Source organism: Thermococcus aegaeus (assembly GCF_055393685.1).
In genome coordinates, this window is record NZ_AP042464.1 from 1,844,010 (window position 1) to 1,859,959 (window position 15,950).

The window sequence follows — 15,950 nt, forward strand, 5'->3', positions numbered from 1 at the left end:
TGGGAAAAGTTAAAAACCTTCATTAATAACCTTTTTGATGAGTTGAGATGAGTGAATACTTCCCATATCATTCCTTAAGGCCAAATCAAGAGGAGTTCATCAAGTTAGTAGACAATGCAGTAAGAAACGGTGAGAATCTTGTAATTGAGGCCCCAACAGGCTTTGGAAAAACTGTAAGTGTATTAGCTGGAGCTTTGCCCTATGCCAAGGAGATGGGGTATAAGATAGTTTACCTAGCAAGAACGCATAAGCAGATGGACAGAGTCATAGAAGAGCTCAAGGCCATAAGCAAAAAGACCCATGTAAGTGGAGTCGAATTTAGAAGCAGAAAAGAGCTCTGCCTTCATCAGTATATCCAGAACTTTGCCCCCGATGCCTACAACGCGATGATAGTCTGCAAGAATCTCAAAAAGCTTGGAAAATGTGAATTCTTTGAAAACCTGAAGAAAAAGAAGGAGGAGTTCGATGAACTCGTTCAATACTTCATCCAAACCCCTGCGGAACCCATAACAGTGCTCACCTATTCTAAAATGTTTGATTTCTGTCCTTACGAGCTTACCCGGAAGATTGCACTCAATTCTGATGTGATAGTGGCTAGCTATCTGTACATGATAAATCCAGCCATCAGGGAGAACTTTATGAGCTATTTTGATTTTGACTATTCCGATTTGATAGTAATCTTCGATGAAGCACACAATCTACCAGACCAGGCAATAAATGCTCTAAGTGACAAGGTAAGCATCCATAGCATCAACAGGGCAATAAAAGAAGCTGATGAGTACAAAGAACATGAGATTGCAAATTTTTTGAGCATCTTTCTAAAGGGGCTGGAGAATCTCTACGAGGAAAAATTGAAGGATATGAAAGTTGAAGAGGTCCCCATACTCCCCGAAAGTATTTTTTACCATGTTTTTGATGTTCTGGGAATTAATGAAAGGCAGCTCGTTAGAATCCTCGATCAGATGGTAAAGGCTGGGGATGCAATAAGAGAAGACAAAATTGAGAGAAATCTTCCTCCAAGGAGCTATGTAGGAAGGATTGGGGAGTTTCTACTCCTTTGGTTTGCATTAATCGGAAAAGAGGATTACCTGTTCTTAATGAGCAGAGATAAGGGCTTTTCCCTCGAACTTGTGGCCCTAGACCCATCAAAGGCTCTGAGCTTTATTAAGAACGTTCAGTCTGCAATTTTCATGTCAGGAACGTTGACTCCTCTAGAGGCTTTTGCAGATATAATGGGAGTAGAGGGCAGGCTTAAAAAATTCCCCCGGATGGTTAAGAAGGAAAATGCCCTTGTTCTAGTTGCTAGGGATGTCTCTACAAGAGGTGATGAAAGGAACATTGACCTTTACAAGAGACTTGCTAGGTATATTGTTGAGGCAGCAAAGCTTATCCCAAAGAATGTAGGTGTCTTCACGGCCTCTTACGAAGTTCTCGAAGGACTTTTATCTGCCAATGTTGATATACAGATAAGAGAAGAGACTGGGAAAAAGGTGTTCATTGAAAAGAAAGGAGCTTCTTCAAAAGAGAACGATCTTTTGGTAATGGCATTTAAAGAAGAGGCAAAGAAGGATGGGGCCGTTTTGCTTGGAGTCATGGGAGGGAGGAACAGTGAGGGCCAAGACTACAGCGGGGATGAAATGAACGGGGTTGTTTTGGTTGGGATACCTTATGCTAGACCTACTCCGAGAGTTCAAGCCCAAATAAGGTACTTTGAAAACAAGTTTCCTGGAAAGGGCAGGTATTATGGATACATTTTGCCGGCTCACAGGAAGCTCGTTCAGGCTGCTGGAAGGGTACATAGGAGTGAGGAGGAGAAAGGGGCGATAATAGTTCTAGATTACAGACTCCTCTGGAAGTCTGTTCAGAGAGACCTTCCAGACTGGATGAAAGAAACGCTAAAGCCCGTTACGTTGGCATCAATGAAGAGGCATCTTATAAAATTCTACCGCGATGAAAAAATTGAAATAAAGAGGGCTTAAGCTCTTTTTTCCACGAGGTAATAAGCACCAGCTCCGAGCAAACCAAAAATTAAAGTCACTGCAATCCACAGAGCTTTCTTGCCGGCACTCATGGCTTTTTGATTCTTGAAGATATCATATACTACCCAGAGAAATGCTAAGAGACCGAGTATAACCCCTGCCATTAACCACCAAACCATGATTTCACCTCAAGCTGTTGTTACTATTTTTGTTTATAAATTTTTCTAACTCAAAATAGTACAAAATCACAGAAAACAACATGCTTGAGAGGGCAATTCATAAATTTTGAGCTTTAGAATGTTAATCGAAGAAAAAATGAAGAAGAAAAGGTTTCACTCCTTCTTGACGTGCTTTTCTACGAATTCTTTGAGGACGTCTTTGAGTTTTGGATATCCTATCTCCTCAAGCTCGTACTTGACTCTGACGGCCGGCTTATTGAGGTTCATAAACCTTCTTAGGTCAACTGGAGTTCCCATTATGACTACATCAGCATCTGCCCTATTGATTGTCTCCTCAAGCTCCTTGATCTGCTTTTTACCATAGCCCATTGCTGGCAGGATGACATCAAGGTGTGGGTATTTCTTGTAGGTTTCAACTATTGAGCCAACGGCATATGGTCTTGGATCAATAATCTCCTTGGCTCCGAACTTCTTGGCTGCCACATATCCAGCACCGTATTTCATTCCACCGTGTGTAAGGGTTGGCCCGTCTTCAACCACGAGAACCCTCTTACCCTTAATGAGCTCTGGCTTGTCGACAAAGATTGGAGATGCAGCTTCGATTACAATGGCGTTTGGATTAACTTTCTCTATGCTCTCCCTAACCTTCTGGACGTCATCTCTATTTGCTGTATCGATCTTGTTTATGATTATAACATCGGCCGCTCTAAAGTTCGTTTCACCCGGGTGGTACTTAAGCTCGTGCCCGGGCCTGTGTGGGTCTGTCACTACTATCCAGAGGTCTGGAACATAGAACGGGAAGTCGTTGTTTCCTCCATCCCATAGGATTATGTCTGCTTCTTTCTCTGCCTCGCGAAGTATCTTTTCGTAGTCAACACCTGCGTAAACCACCATGCCCCTCTCGATGTAGGGCTCGTACTCTTCTCTCTCTTCTATTGTACACTCGTACTTGTCGAGATCCTCGAAGGTTGCAAACCTCTGGACAACCTGCTTTCTGAGATCACCGTAGGGCATTGGGTGTCTTATAGCGACAACTTTGTAGCCCATCTCTTGGAGTAGCTGGGCAACTTTTCTTGATGTTTGGCTCTTTCCGCAACCTGTTCTGACGGCTGTTACGGCAACTACGGGCTTGCTGCTCTTAATCATTGTGCTCTTTGGACCAAGAAGCCAGAAATCAGCTCCAGCAGAGTGTGCCCTTGAGGCAAGGTGCATAACGTGTTCGTGGGAAACATCTGAGTATGCGAAAACAACTATGTCGATGTCGTGTTCTTTGATTATCTTCTCAAGGTCATCTTCGCTCCATATTGGAATTCCGTTTGGATAAAGCTCACCAGCAAGCTCTGGGGGGTATATTCTTCCTTCAATGTCTGGAATCTGGGTGGCGGTGAAAGCTACTACTTCATATTCAGGATTGTTTCTGAAAAAGACGTTGAAGTTGTGGAAATCCCTTCCTGCCGCACCAAGAATTACGACCCTCTTTCTCTTCTTTTCGGCCATTTCTATCACCTCAAAATATTTTGGTTTAGGCAAATAGTGTTTGAATTTTGGCATTTATAACTATTTTTGTTGCCTAATGAAATATTTCGTCCAAAAATATTCACTCTGCCCTAGCTAATCAAAAAGAAGTTTCGATAATAATAGTACAAAACTAGACATAAGAGAACACTTATTGTTTTGGGAGTATTGTTTTAAGCATAAGCTCATTTCCACTAACTATTACTTGGGCCTTCAATTTGTTTGATTCTCTCATCTTTTTGGTGAAAAGATTCTGGATCTCCTGAAGGGCTTTGTTATCACTCCACAGACTCTTCCACATCAATATATAGTGCGTGGAGTTTTCCGCTAAGACCACCTTGTCCCCTCGCCATGCTATAGATATTTTTGAGGCTTCTTCTTGACTTACACCATTTGTTACAAGGAGGAGATAGAAATAGAACTCTCCAAGCCGGTCTTCGTGGATTGTTCTATAGCCCCCGCTTAGTCTTACGTCCACGTCTTGGGGAAGAACTTTGGCTAAATAAAGCTCTGGATGCATTATTTGTTGGGTGGTCTGGGGAGGATTAGAGTAGGCTTCATTGACAAGCTCCCAACCTCCTTTTTGGTAGAGGTATTCGACGAATTTGTCACCAAAAACATAGGGAAAGTACCCAAAGTTCATGGGAGGATCTTTGAGGTATAGCGAGGTTATTTTCTCTATTTTAATGCCATGTTTTTTGCAATAAATATCAGCGGTTAAATCTGCATCTCCCTCAATTAGGGCTTTAATGGCAAGATTCCCGTCAAGTGTCTCTGGATATTTTGGATCGAAGTACTGTTTTTGTATCACATGGGTAAATTCATGGGCTAAAACCCGCTTGGCCGTATCTCCCGTTTTAAAAAAGTTTTCTGAGATTATGTAAACTTTATTTCCTGAAGTAACTGCTATCCATGAGGCAGTTTCTTTTCTTTTTGTTTTTGTGAGGTTATAATCAAGCGAAACGAGAAATGTCATCTTGTATATTAACTCCCACTTTCTGATTTCTTGGTAATCCTCTCTGCTTGGACCCCATTTTTTAAGGGCTTCCTCTCTAGTAAGAACGATTATCTTTGGATTCTCCTTAAAACTAAGCCCCCTTATTTCCTCTACCTCTTTTGATATGTTGGAGGCTATTTGAAGCACTTGCTGGGCATCTTCACTTGGATAAGAGTAGTCACGATACAAAAATGCAATAAAGAAGATGCCTATAAGAAAAAGAGCGAGGAGGGTCTTATTCCTCATCTAATCACCAAAAAACACAAAGATTAATCCTTAAACTCAACAAATTCTTCTTTCATGCCATCTTTGGTTATTGTGACTACCTGAATTTTCCTTTCCCCTGTATAAACGTCTCTCTTACCCGCTGTTCTTACCGCCCTTATAGCAAGTTCCCTAGCCTCTTCGATTGTCATATCTTCCTTGTACCCGTTTTCGAGTACTGCTATTGCAAACGGGCTTCCGGAGCCTGTTGCAGTGTAGTTATCAAAGATAAGCCCTCCTAATGGATCAAGGCTTGCAAGTGTTGGTTCTTCAACATAGCCACCAATGATTATCTGAACCATGTAAGGGAACCATTTGCTCTCGTTAAGTATGTTGCTGAGAAGGTTTGCCATGGCCTTTGCCGTCATTGGTTTCCCCCAGGTGAATTGGTAATACCTAGCCTCAGCTTCGAGCATTCTCGCTAAAGCCTGTAAATCTCCAACGCTTCCTGCAGTTGTTATTGCAATCTTATCAGTTATGGGTAAAATTTTCTTTATGTTGAGGGTTTCCACCATGTGATCAAGAGAAGCTTGAGTGTCTGCAGCCAGCACTACCCCATCTTTCAATTTAATTCCAACGGTGGTTGTTCCGGTTTTCTTTTCCATATCCTCTCACCTCTAGATGTGTATTCCTCAGAAGAGTTTTAAACCTTTGGGAATATGGGCTAGGTTAAGGCAGATTTAAAAAATAATCGGAGGAGCATTCAACCCTCAAGCATATCTTTGCAGCTCTCGCAGACCCATCTTTCATAACCTTCGTGAACAACTCTGTGAAGCTGAGCATACTGCCCGCAGACCTCACATATTCCGTAGACTTCTCCCTCTTCTTTTTCAGCTTCCTCTTCCTCATGATTGTATGCATTTACTGCCGCAAGAAGATCCGCCGCCGTTACAAAGCCCATTGGCATTCCAAGCTTTGTTACGAGGAGTCTCCTTACTCCTTTTTCCATCATAAGCTCGATGGCATCCTGAATGTCGTAGTCGTATTCTATCGTTATGGGATCTTTTGTCATTATCTCGCTGATTTTTACCTCTTTGGGATCTTTCCCTTTGGCGACTACCTTGTTGAGAATGTCTCTGTCTGTAACAATACCTATTATCTCGTCTTTGTCCATGACAACCGCACTGCTCACTTTGTTTCTTGCAAGAATTTTCGCGACTTTCTCAACAGTTTCGGTTGGTCTAACAACAACTGCCTTCCTTTTAACTATTTGCTCCACAGTAATTTTTGGCATCATTGTTGTTCCCTCCTGATTCATGTTGAACTACGATAAGAAACTTAAAAATGTTTTGGGATTAAATTTTCTTTTTCATTAGGTATCGAGAAATCAGAAGAGAGCCCACCACAAATACTAAAATCGCTAAAATATAGGGTATTGGTGAAGCCTCAACTAACTTAGGTGTAACCGTTTCGTTAGTACCCTGAACTCCAGGAAAGGGGGCTCGTTCAACAGCGTATGTTGCGTTCTTGGCAACCAATTGGGGTTTTCCTTGGAGGAGTTTGTTGGATAGTACATAAGCTCCTGAAGCTAGAAGGCCGGCTATTCCCAAGCTTATAATCTGTATTTTCTCAAAAACTCTCAAGAAACGTTTTTTAACAGGCACTCCCCTAGGAAGCAGAAGAATTGGTTTTGAAGAGGCCCTATATAACTTTACCTCCTGCAATCGTTTGCCATACTTCTTTCCTGCAATTTCCACGAGCCCTACCCTTACCATTTTATCTAGATGATAGGAAACAGTTGACATGGGGATTCCAAGTTCCTTTGCTATTTCTGACATTGAAAGTGTCTTTTCTTGCAGGAGTCCCAGTATTAGAAGTGAAGTTTCATTTGCGAGAATTTGGGCTAGTTCTTTAGCCTTCTCGTCTCTCACATCAATTGTTTCAAATTCCACTTACCACACCAAGAATATTTGGCAGTAAAAATATTAAAACCTTTGTTTTCACTTCAAAAGGGATTGAAGTAAAAATCTGAGTAAATTTATGAAAAGGAAAGAAAAACTAAATTCATGGCTTCTCGAGGATGATCTCAATTGTTGAGGTGTTGGCTGTTCTTCCGTCAGCTGTTGGGAGCTCCTCTGTGCCGATCTTTATCTCCTTAACTCTAACCTCTGGAAGGAACCTGTTCCTGACGATCTCTGCAACGTCAACGGCCCTGCTGATAGCCCTACCTCTGGCTCTGATGCTAACTTCCTTTGCACCCTCGTTGAACTGGGTTATTACGGCCAATACATAGTTCATAACAGGCTTCTTTCCTATGAAGACGACATGTTCCTCTGCCATTTTTGACACCCTCCGAAAGTTTTGTCAATAGCAAACTTTGGATATGTGGTTAAATACTTTTCGGTTGAATGCTCGGGTTTCCAGATATGCCATAAAAACCCAAGAAACCGAGTTTTAGTTTTGACATTTTTGTGTGTATTAGAAAATCTTTTTAAGGTTGATTATTACAAAAAGCTGGTGATACAATGGCCATTCATCCGATTGATTACAGGTATGGTAGTGAAGAGATGAAACGCATCTGGGAAGAGGAAAATAAACTCCAGAAACTTCTTGATGTGGAAGCCGCCCTTGCAAGGGCTCACGCGAAAGTTGGCAACATTCCTGAAGAAAGTGCAAGAGCAATCAGCGAAAAAGCAAACACAAAATGGGTAAAAGTTGAGAGAGTTAAAGAAATCGAGGCCGAAATTCACCATGATATAATGGCTGTTGTTAAAGCCCTAAGTGAGGTCTGCGGAGAACATGGAAAATACGTCCATCTCGGGGCGACATCCAATGATATAATAGACACCGCCAATGCTCTTCTCATTAAGGAATCCCTGGAGATTGTTCTGAAGGATCTTAGGGAGCTCCGTTCAATACTTAAAAATCTCGCAAAGGAGCACAAATATACTGTGTGCATTGGAAGAACTCACGGCCAGCATGCCGTTCCAACCACATATGGGATGAAGTTTGCCATCTGGCTAGATGAAATCCAGAGGCACATTGATAGAATTGAAGAAGCCAAGAAGAGAATCCTTGTGGGACAGATGAGTGGTGCCGTTGGGACGATGGCGTCTTTTGGTGAAAAGGGGCTTGAAATCCAGCGCTTAGTCATGGAAGACCTCGGTCTTAAACCAGCTTTGATAACTAACCAAATAATTCAAAGAGATGTCTACGGAGAACTCATGAGCATTCTGGCCTTAATAGCTTCAACCCTCGACAAAATAGCCCTTGAGATAAGAAACCTCCAGAGGACTGAGATTCTTGAAATCAGTGAGCCCTTTGGAAAGAAGCAGGTTGGCTCTTCAACAATGCCGCACAAGAGAAACCCGATAAGATGTGAAAAAGTCAGCGGGCTTGCACGGGTTATCTATTCCAACGTTATTCCAGCCTTACTCAACAATCCGCTGTGGCACGAGAGAGACCTTACTAACTCTTCAGTTGAGCGTGTAATACTCCCGGAGACGTTTATACTCTTGGATGAGATGTTGAAGAGTATGAAGAAGGTCTTATCCGGCCTGGAGTTCTTCCCTGAGAATATAAAGAGAAATCTTTACCTCACAAAGAACCTGATAATGGCCGAACCGCTGATGCTCAAGCTTACGGAGAAGGGCATGGGGAGGCAGGAGGCTCATGAACTGGTGAGACAGCTTGCCATGAAGGCATTTGAAGAAGGAAGAGATCTGTTAGAAGTGGTTAAAGAGAGTGAAGCTATGAAGTACCTCAGCGAAGAGGATTTGGAGTCTCTAAGGCCAGAAAACTACATAGGCTTGGCTCCACAGATAGTGGACAACGTAATAGCCTACATAGAAGAGGTCGAGAGAAGAGAGGGAGGTTAATTTCTCTCAGCTGCTTCCAAAATTTTTTCCTCTCCAAGCGGAAGGACGAGCGGTCTGGAAAGGTGCTTTCTTGCATCAGGTGGCACTTCGTAGATTTTTTTCTCAAGCTGGCGGGGTAATCTTTTTGGAATCAGAACTTTTGGCATTCTGTGTCCGCATTCTTTGCACTTCAGGTAGTCCCCTTTGCTTTTCATTGTTCCCCCACACTTTGGACATTTTGGCTTTTCATAAACTATTTTTTCGGCAAGCTTTATCGGGTAGAATTTCTCCAAGTTGAGGGTCAAAACACCCTCGAACTCCTTTACTCCTCCGGCTGCAATGACCTCGTCGCCTTCAATTAGCATTCTAACGTATTTTCTAAATCCCTTGGTGGGCTCAAAGGCTGCAACCCTGATTGTGCCGGTATCATCACTCAGCTCGAAAAACACGTGCCTTCCTTTCTCCCAGTACTCTTTGCTGACTCTCCCCCTTACAACGGCACTCTCCAAGGGCTTTAATTCGCCGATCTTTTTAAACCTCAAATGGTCGTCTGTATTTTGGTTTGTTTTATAAATCTGGAAGAACTCTACGGGTTCTTCAATAATGATGTTTTCAAATGTCCACAAAACCCGATTCTTATCTATTCCCCTAATTCCAACCAGAACGGGGTCTTTTCCGTGGGGAGTTATCAGAACGCTCCCCTTGAAGGGGTCGACGTTATCATATGTGAAGGGATAAGTTAATTTATCGGTTTCAAAAACACTATCTTCCTTGACTCTTCTTTTACTTCCCCAGAATTCCCTTTTCCTGTATGCTAGGAGTTCATAGGTAAAGTTCTTCAGCGGGTGGCCGATTGCCGCAAGGGCTCCAATTATACCCCTGCCGAGCTTGAACTTGTGAATTTCTGCATTTACCTCCCTTGCAACTTTTTCAGCCTCCTCAATGGTAACGTGCTCCCATATAGCCCTGTACGTAAACTCTTCCAAGTCTCTGGGAATTTCTCCCTCCAGAAATACGACTCCAGGGTTTGTGTTCTCATGATTAAAGTCTGATAACTCCTCAACCATATCCAGAACAAGCCTTTTTATCTTTGGCATATCGTCATCTTCAACTTCAAAACTCATTGCCACTGCCCCGTTACCTCTGGTCTTGTACGGCACGTTTGGGTTTAGACGGATGAGCTTTGGGAGGTCTAAAGGCTCCGCTACCCTGGAAATCTCTCTATACAGCAGGACACCTAGATAAGTGGTGCACATTCCATCCGGTGAATCCGTGTCGTCAATGCCTATGTGAAGCTTCATCATTCCCTTAGGATATGCTGAATGGTTAAAAGTTTATCCATTGAGAGGAAACTTTTAAATCCCCTACCCCTATTTATAAATGATATGATGGAAAAAGAGAGACTGCTACGAATTGTTGAAACCATATTCAAGGGGACTGGATTTAAGGTTGCGAGAATGGAGTTTAAAGGCTCGTGCTTTGACCTAGTTGCTAGTAGGCTCTTTTTGCTGCTCTTCGTGAAAGTTCTCCAAAATATAGACTCCTTTACGGAGGAGCAGGCAGAGGATTTGAAGCGCCTAGCCAAGCTCTTTGGGGCCTCTCCTCTGATCGTGGGGTTAAAGTCTAAAAACGAAGAACTCGAAGAAGGGGTTGTTTACGAAAGACACGGAATCTATGCTCTAAACCCACAGACTCTTTATGATATCCTTGTGGAAAACGAACTGCCTGCAATCTTTGCCGAGAGGGGCGGTTTTTACGTAAGGGTTAACGGTGAATATCTGCGAGAGCTTAGAGAGAGACACGGCTATAGCGTTGGAGAGCTCGCTGAACTTCTTGGAGTTTCAAGGAAGAGCCTCCAGAACTATGAGAAAGGAGAGCAGGCCATGAGCCTTGAGGTTGCTCTGAGGCTTGAGGAGCTGTTCGATGCCCCGGTTGCAAAGCCCATCGATGTTCTTAACGCAAGAGTCGAGGCCAAGATGGAGGTTGAACCGGAGACAGACCTTGAAAGGGAAGTCTTCAAACGCTTGGAAGAGTTTGGAATGGGGGTCATAAAAATCAAAAAAGCTCCTTTTGATGCCATCTCAAAGGAAGGGGGAGTGAAGATTTTAACAGGCATAAGTGAAAGAAAGACGTTATCGACTGTGAAAAGGGCTCAAATAGTAGATGAAGTTAGCAAAATTATCCAGAGCGACGGGCTGTTTATCCTCGAAAGGACTAAAACCGAGGTTGTGGGAGAAATTCCTCTCATCCCAAAGGAGAAGCTCAACGAGATTAGGGATGCCGATGAGCTTATTGAGATGATTGAGGAACTTAAGAAGGAGATAAAGAGAAAGATATTCAGCTGAAGAAAACCTTCCTCCACACGTCTCTAATTTTATCCACATATTTTGATGGAGATGCTATCATTACGGCCCATCTGGGTGTTTGCCTTCTCTTGAGGGCGTTTGCGAGTGGAGTAACTTTTGTTAAGGGCTTTATTTCTCCAGTGTGCATTACCACACCAATTTCCGCCGACTTCAGTCTCGGCTCGGTAAGCATTAGGTCAGCCGTTGAGAATTCTATAATTACCTCTCCTTCCCTCGCTCCCACGGCATCCGCTAGTTTCCTTTCAAGCTCTTGGCGTTTCTTTATATCTCTATAAACTGCCAACAATTCTCTTTTTTCCTCAGTGGTAAGTTCATCAGCCCCCAGCAGCAGTGCGGCCTTAAACAAGTCGCGGTACTTAATGCGCTTTACGATTTCCCTTGGATAGCCCTCCAAATCTTCAAGCTCTACAAGGACTCTGCAGTCTGTCATCTTCCAGAACTCCCAGAGGTAGCCGTCTTCAAGGGCAAATTCCAGAGCTCTGGTCAGCATTCCTTCTGCTATCTTTACCGTGTGGTGGAAATAAACCCTAGAGTACATGAGCGCTCTGGCCACCATCATACCCTCAACTGCCTCGACTCCCTTCTCGTCAACAACGAGCTCATTGTTGTGGATCCTTAAAACCTTCAGAAGCCTCTCAAGGTCGATTATTCCATGGGCCACCCCTGTATAGTGGGCGTCCCTAATGAGGTAGTCTAGCTGGTCTACATCTACGTCTCCATGCAGTGCCTGTCCGAGATATCTTTTTCCATATTTGCCCAGAATAAGGTCGGCAACTTCCTTTGGCTCATAGCCGTAAAATTCCAGTATCTCAGGTATGAACTGCCTTTCTTCTATCTCCCCGTCTATTATGTCGATCTTTCCAAGGATGATGTTCTGGCCGAGATGCATATGATCGTATTCCCTCACATAGTGCTCGTATATCTGCTCGAAGGTGTGTGAAAACGGACCGTGGCCAATATCGTGAAGCAACGCTGCTGTCTCTAGGAGGGTTTTTTCCTCTTCGCTAAGTCCCAGTTCCATGGCAAGCCTTTTTGCAATGTTGTATGTGCCTAATGAGTGCTCAAAGCGGGAATGATTCGCGCCGGGGTAGACAAGATACGCAAGCCCAAGCTGCTTTATATTTCTAAGCCTCTGAAATTCCGGAGTTTTTATGAGGTCCAAAATGAGCCCGCTTATCTTCATACTTCCATGAATGGGGTCGTGAATTATCTTTGGCTTCATAATTCTCACCTAGAATAGACTTGGGACTTTTAAGTTAAATAATTTACCATACAAAAAGATAAAATGGGATTAAATGTCCCTTCCGACTATAAAAATTCTCTTTGTTTTTCCCGGCTTTTGGGGCAAACCTTCTCTTACTTTCTCCGCTGGCACAGCTTCAACTATTAGCTCCGATGACTTGGCCTCTTCTACTTCATATCTAACTGGGTTGTTTGCTTCGTATATCAGCCCTCTTATCTCATCTTCTATGCCAGCTGGCTTCTCTCCCACGTATCCGACTTTTATTATGGCTTTTGGTTTTGGATTGTCCGGTGAGAGGGGGTGGTAGATTATCACGAAGTCCACTAAGAAGGGGTATCTGTGAACGATGTCCATAACCTGATCTATGTGGAGCTTTGCTCCGCCAAGGCTTATTACATCCTTTACCCTGATGATGTTAATCACTTTCCCATCAATGACCCTTGCTAAATCCCCAATCTTGTAGTTGAAGAGCGGCAACCCAGTAAGTTCGCCCTCTCTCATGATTTTGGTGATATATATTTCGTAGTAGTCCTTATACTCCGGATCCGCATCTTCTTTTAAGAGTATTAGTGATTCTGGGAAAGTGAAAGGTTCCATTCCTTTTCTGGTCACAATTCTTCTCCCTGTGGCATCGTCTTCAGAGTTTCCAAATACATCTAAGATAACGGCATTTGGGAAGCTGTCCAGTATAGCATTGGCCATTTCCTGACTCAACGTCTCTCCACCTACCAAAATAACCTGTATGTCGTTTTTGATGTCCTCTGGTAGCGTTAGCCCCAAAACATAAGCTCCTGTTGTGAGAGTGTAAATCGCCGTTGCTCCTATGTCCCGGAACTCTTCTATTAGGGCATCTCGCATTCTCAGGTATTGTATTGGGATCTGATAAAATCCTACTTTTACGTCCATGTACTCGAGAGAAGCTGCTGTTAAAAATCCAGACCCAGAAGGTAATTGAGGTAGGAACGAGGCAAGTTTTTGTTTGTATAAGTATTCCTCTATCCAAGACGAGTATTGTCTGCTTGTTCTTATTTTGTCGTATTTAGTAAATGGTATCCTTTTTGGTTTTCCTGTTGTCCCGCTGGTTCTCATAACATTGTAAAAAATTTCATGGTTTCTTATGTACGTCGGCCAGACTTTATCCCTTTTGTATAAATCGTGGGGCCCTATGAATACTTTATCGGTTAGAGAAGCGAGTATTTCTGGTTTCAAGTCATCTATGTCGATGTCTGAAAACTTTTCTTTCCAGAATTCCGTTGTCTTGAATGCTGTCTCAGCCGTATACCTCAAATCTTCAAGGTCTTTCCTCCCAAGCAAAATGCTATCCATGATTATATCACCTCATTACATAACTGTTGCTTTCTATTTAACTTTTTCCAAACTATTGAAGAAAACTTTAATAACACTTCCCAACTATTATAACTTATGTAATTGGGAGTTCTTGGAGGATGGTAAAATGAAGTATGAAGATTTTGCAAAGGACTATGATCCCCTCAACGTAACAGAAAAAGAGACTATCTCATATCTCAGAGAAATATTCGAATATCACTTTGAAAACACTCCCTACTGGAAAAGACTGAGGGACAGAGTTGACTTGGATGAAATCTTCGAAGGAAAGCTTGAAGAGATTTTTGGGAAAATTTTCAACTCAAATCTGGCTGTTAGCGAGGATCATCTTCGCGATAACTGGCTTGACTTTCTTCCCCAGGGCTATGATGGGAGGGTGAGATTTTACCAATCCTCCGGAACTACCAGAGAGAGGAGCATCCTTCATTGGGACTATGAGTATATGAAGCTTCTTGTGAAATATCTGAAAGCATCTCTTGACGAAATATATAGGTTAAGCGAGATTTATGAGGAAAATAAAATGCGAGCCCTTACTGGGGGGCCTTACGGATGGTACCAAGAAGAAGTTAGTGAACTTGTGTGGTCATATGGAGGGATGCTATATTTTATTGGTCTGGAAACAGATGGTATAAAACGGGAACTTGAGGAGAAGGGAATAAACCATGTATTAAGAACGAAATATGATCCCTTTGTAAAATACACAAAAAAGGTGCTTGAAAAAGACCCTATAAACTTTGTTCGCACTATACCACAGTTTTTAGACCTATATCTCTCCAGAAAAGAAGACATATTAACTATTATTTTCAGTGGCGTGAGCTTAAATATAGATGCAATTGAACTTGCTGAGGAAAAGTTCCCCCAACTCACTTGTTGTACCTTTCTATGGTTACTACGGTTTTGGCGATAATGTCGGAATAGTTAAAAATGAAGAGATTGTATATTTTCCGAACTATCCCTTTACTATAATCTTTCCTTTGAAGGCTACTCCAGATGGATACACTGTAGTGAAGAAGGGAGAACGGGGCAAAATGGGACTTATAATTGCAAGACCAGAACTATTGATTGTAAAGATAGAGGATAACCATATCACTCGTGCCAAACGTGAGAAACCATTCAAATGGGAGGGCTTTGCAAACCCGAAGAGGGAGGGATATTAGTATGGTAAACATCCAAACGCTAACGATAACTGAGGGTTCCATTGTTATGTTGGCTGACTTGCTGGCGTTTTTACTTATCTTCCGCATCTATCTGAAAAACAAACGAACTTCAGCTCTTTTGCTCTCTTTAGCGTGGTTGTTTGACTTTTTAACAGTTTCTAGTTATGCATTCCAGCATCTGCCACTGGCGGGAATGTTTATACTTCTATTCAGTGTGTTTTTCCTGAGCGGGGTTATAGAGCTGATTAGGGAAGAGAACTTGAGTATTAAGATAAACTCCAAAATGTTGCTGCCTCTGCTGTCTTTGCTATTTGCAGTTTACTCTTTAATTCCAGATTACGTGTTTCAACAGGGATTATCCAAGGCCACAGTTAGTCTCTATGTGTCCCATGGGCTAGCGGCAATTGTTATGTCAACTGCTGGCTATTTCATGAAGGAGCTGACGTACATCTACGGAAGAAAGGCAAGGTATCTCTCCATACTGTTAGTGCTCTTTGGACTTCACTTGCTTCCGGTTCCGATATCTATTATGCTCGAGAGTGAAACATACCCCATCATAGGCTCTACTATCTCCTTGGTGCTTATCCTTGGACTAACTTTCTTAACAATAAAGCTCACATCTTCTGAGGAGTTCCTCAGGCTAAAAACAATGGAAATACACGAAGTTAAGATAGCGCCCGGTGTCAGGATAATAAACCAAGAGGAGTACAAAAAGATAAAAGAAAAGCTGAAAGATGCGCCTGTGCTTGCGTTTGTTAGAACTTTGAATAATATTCCCGAGAATTGGACTTACTATTTTGTAACCACGGCCACCAAAGAGGGCGAGGTAAAGACTATTTCACCCATGAACTTAGAACGAATGACTGAGCTATCATACAAGTATCTCAAAGCAATGGAAGAGGTCGGAAGCAGAGGGATTATACTAATAGACTGTCTGGAATACCTTGTTATGTACAACGAATTCACAAGTGTAATAAAGTTCCTGAACAAGCTGAAGGACTTCGTTGTGAGCCATAACGGAACTCTAATCCTCGTTGCGGAGAAAGATGCCTTCGAAGAGCAGCAATGGACACTGTTAACCCGCCTGCTTGAAGATGCCGTATAATGGG

At 42.6% G+C, this 15,950-nt stretch carries 16 protein-coding genes; 6 read left to right on the plus strand and 10 right to left on the minus strand.

Features of this window, described 5'->3' with window-relative positions; genetic code table 11:
• Positions 1-47 precede the first annotated feature (47 nt).
• On the plus strand, positions 48-1,979 hold the full coding sequence (locus tag ACZ5NL_RS10160; RefSeq protein ID WP_464842195.1) for a helicase C-terminal domain-containing protein: 1,932 nt from the start codon (positions 48-50) through the stop codon (positions 1,977-1,979).
• On the opposite strand, the gene ACZ5NL_RS10165 is transcribed toward ACZ5NL_RS10160, so the two are convergent.
• The 7 genes from ACZ5NL_RS10165 to albA all read right to left on the minus strand — a co-directional run bounded on the left by ACZ5NL_RS10165 (position 1,976) and on the right by albA (position 7,214).
• Entirely contained in the window at positions 1,976-2,158 is a 183-nt protein-coding gene (locus ACZ5NL_RS10165) for a PLDc N-terminal domain-containing protein (protein WP_464842197.1), read from the minus strand. The two genes, ACZ5NL_RS10160 and ACZ5NL_RS10165, sit on opposite strands and share 4 nt — an antisense overlap.
• Positions 2,159-2,311: 153 nt before the next feature.
• Entirely contained in the window at positions 2,312-3,655 is a 1,344-nt protein-coding gene (locus tag ACZ5NL_RS10170; protein WP_464842198.1) for a cyclic 2,3-diphosphoglycerate synthase, read from the minus strand.
• A gap of 169 nt (positions 3,656-3,824) precedes the next feature.
• On the minus strand, positions 3,825-4,916 hold the full coding sequence (locus tag ACZ5NL_RS10175) for an eCIS core domain-containing protein (protein ID WP_464842199.1): 1,092 nt from the start codon (positions 4,914-4,916) through the stop codon (positions 3,825-3,827).
• 23 nt (positions 4,917-4,939) lie between these two features.
• Positions 4,940-5,539, minus strand: coding sequence for an archaeal proteasome endopeptidase complex subunit beta (gene psmB / locus ACZ5NL_RS10180; RefSeq protein ID WP_464842200.1), 600 nt, complete (start codon positions 5,537-5,539; stop codon positions 4,940-4,942).
• A gap of 98 nt (positions 5,540-5,637) precedes the next feature.
• The gene (locus tag ACZ5NL_RS10185; protein ID WP_252743089.1) at positions 5,638-6,171 is read right to left on the minus strand and encodes a CBS domain-containing protein; all 534 of its coding nucleotides are present in this window, start codon (positions 6,169-6,171) and stop codon (positions 5,638-5,640) included.
• A 58-nt stretch (positions 6,172-6,229) separates the two neighbouring features.
• Positions 6,230-6,826, minus strand: a complete 597-nt coding sequence (locus ACZ5NL_RS10190) for an ArsR/SmtB family transcription factor (protein ID WP_464842201.1) — start codon at positions 6,824-6,826, stop codon at positions 6,230-6,232.
• A 112-nt stretch (positions 6,827-6,938) separates the two neighbouring features.
• Positions 6,939-7,214 carry a DNA-binding protein Alba gene (albA, locus tag ACZ5NL_RS10195; RefSeq protein WP_004067437.1) on the minus strand — a complete coding sequence of 92 codons (276 nt, stop codon included), beginning with the start codon at positions 7,212-7,214 and terminating at the stop codon, positions 6,939-6,941.
• 185 nt (positions 7,215-7,399) lie between these two features.
• Between albA and purB the strand changes: the two genes are divergently transcribed.
• Entirely contained in the window at positions 7,400-8,752 is a 1,353-nt protein-coding gene (gene purB / locus ACZ5NL_RS10200; protein WP_225807839.1) for an adenylosuccinate lyase, read from the plus strand.
• Here the strand turns inward: purB and tiaS are convergent.
• Positions 8,749-10,032 (minus strand): tRNA(Ile2) 2-agmatinylcytidine synthetase TiaS, encoded by a 1,284-nt coding sequence (tiaS, locus tag ACZ5NL_RS10205; protein WP_225807838.1) that lies wholly within the window; start codon positions 10,030-10,032, stop codon positions 8,749-8,751. The genes purB and tiaS overlap by 4 nt on opposite strands.
• Positions 10,033-10,119: 87 nt before the next feature.
• On the opposite strand from tiaS, the gene ACZ5NL_RS10210 reads away from it, so the two are divergent.
• Complete coding sequence (locus ACZ5NL_RS10210) at positions 10,120-11,076, plus strand: transcriptional regulator (RefSeq protein ID WP_042700619.1); 957 nt, start codon at positions 10,120-10,122, stop codon at positions 11,074-11,076.
• On the opposite strand, the gene ACZ5NL_RS10215 is transcribed toward ACZ5NL_RS10210, so the two are convergent.
• Complete coding sequence (locus ACZ5NL_RS10215) at positions 11,069-12,319, minus strand: HD domain-containing protein (protein ID WP_464842202.1); 1,251 nt, start codon at positions 12,317-12,319, stop codon at positions 11,069-11,071. The two genes, ACZ5NL_RS10210 and ACZ5NL_RS10215, sit on opposite strands and share 8 nt — an antisense overlap.
• Positions 12,320-12,388: 69 nt before the next feature.
• A complete protein-coding gene (locus ACZ5NL_RS10220) occupies positions 12,389-13,666 on the minus strand; it encodes an AMP-binding protein (RefSeq protein ID WP_152880640.1) in 1,278 nt (425 codons plus the stop codon).
• A gap of 127 nt (positions 13,667-13,793) precedes the next feature.
• Here ACZ5NL_RS10220 and ACZ5NL_RS10225 point away from each other — a divergent pair, with 127 nt between their 5' ends.
• The 3 genes from ACZ5NL_RS10225 to ACZ5NL_RS10235 all read left to right on the plus strand — a co-directional run bounded on the left by ACZ5NL_RS10225 (position 13,794) and on the right by ACZ5NL_RS10235 (position 15,946).
• Positions 13,794-14,591, plus strand: a complete 798-nt coding sequence (locus ACZ5NL_RS10225; protein ID WP_464842203.1) for a hypothetical protein — start codon at positions 13,794-13,796, stop codon at positions 14,589-14,591.
• Between the two features lie 67 nt (positions 14,592-14,658).
• Positions 14,659-14,841, plus strand: a complete 183-nt coding sequence (locus tag ACZ5NL_RS10230) for a hypothetical protein (protein ID WP_464842204.1) — start codon at positions 14,659-14,661, stop codon at positions 14,839-14,841.
• A 1-nt stretch (position 14,842) separates the two neighbouring features.
• Positions 14,843-15,946 (plus strand): DUF835 domain-containing protein, encoded by a 1,104-nt coding sequence (locus ACZ5NL_RS10235; RefSeq protein WP_463280647.1) that lies wholly within the window; start codon positions 14,843-14,845, stop codon positions 15,944-15,946.
• Positions 15,947-15,950 lie beyond the last annotated feature (4 nt).

Excerpts from the sequence above, each read along its gene's own strand:
- ACZ5NL_RS10160 (WP_464842195.1), top strand. The coding sequence starts at position 48 with ATGAGTGAATACTTCCCATATCATTCCTTAAGGCCAAATCAAGAGGAG.
- tiaS (WP_225807838.1), bottom strand. The coding sequence starts at position 10,032 with ATGAAGCTTCACATAGGCATTGACGACACGGATTCACCGGATGGAATG.
- ACZ5NL_RS10165 (WP_464842197.1), bottom strand. The coding sequence starts at position 2,158 with ATGGTTTGGTGGTTAATGGCAGGGGTTATACTCGGTCTCTTAGCATTT.
- ACZ5NL_RS10185 (WP_252743089.1), bottom strand. The coding sequence starts at position 6,171 with ATGATGCCAAAAATTACTGTGGAGCAAATAGTTAAAAGGAAGGCAGTT.
- albA (WP_004067437.1), bottom strand. The coding sequence starts at position 7,214 with ATGGCAGAGGAACATGTCGTCTTCATAGGAAAGAAGCCTGTTATGAAC.
- ACZ5NL_RS10225 (WP_464842203.1), top strand. The coding sequence starts at position 13,794 with ATGAAGTATGAAGATTTTGCAAAGGACTATGATCCCCTCAACGTAACA.
- ACZ5NL_RS10170 (WP_464842198.1), bottom strand. The coding sequence starts at position 3,655 with ATGGCCGAAAAGAAGAGAAAGAGGGTCGTAATTCTTGGTGCGGCAGGA.
- ACZ5NL_RS10175 (WP_464842199.1), bottom strand. The coding sequence starts at position 4,916 with ATGAGGAATAAGACCCTCCTCGCTCTTTTTCTTATAGGCATCTTCTTT.
- purB (WP_225807839.1), top strand. The coding sequence starts at position 7,400 with ATGGCCATTCATCCGATTGATTACAGGTATGGTAGTGAAGAGATGAAA.
- ACZ5NL_RS10235 (WP_463280647.1), top strand. The coding sequence starts at position 14,843 with ATGGTAAACATCCAAACGCTAACGATAACTGAGGGTTCCATTGTTATG.
- psmB (WP_464842200.1), bottom strand. The coding sequence starts at position 5,539 with ATGGAAAAGAAAACCGGAACAACCACCGTTGGAATTAAATTGAAAGAT.
- ACZ5NL_RS10215 (WP_464842202.1), bottom strand. The coding sequence starts at position 12,319 with ATGAAGCCAAAGATAATTCACGACCCCATTCATGGAAGTATGAAGATA.
- ACZ5NL_RS10210 (WP_042700619.1), top strand. The coding sequence starts at position 10,120 with ATGGAAAAAGAGAGACTGCTACGAATTGTTGAAACCATATTCAAGGGG.
- ACZ5NL_RS10220 (WP_152880640.1), bottom strand. The coding sequence starts at position 13,666 with ATGGATAGCATTTTGCTTGGGAGGAAAGACCTTGAAGATTTGAGGTAT.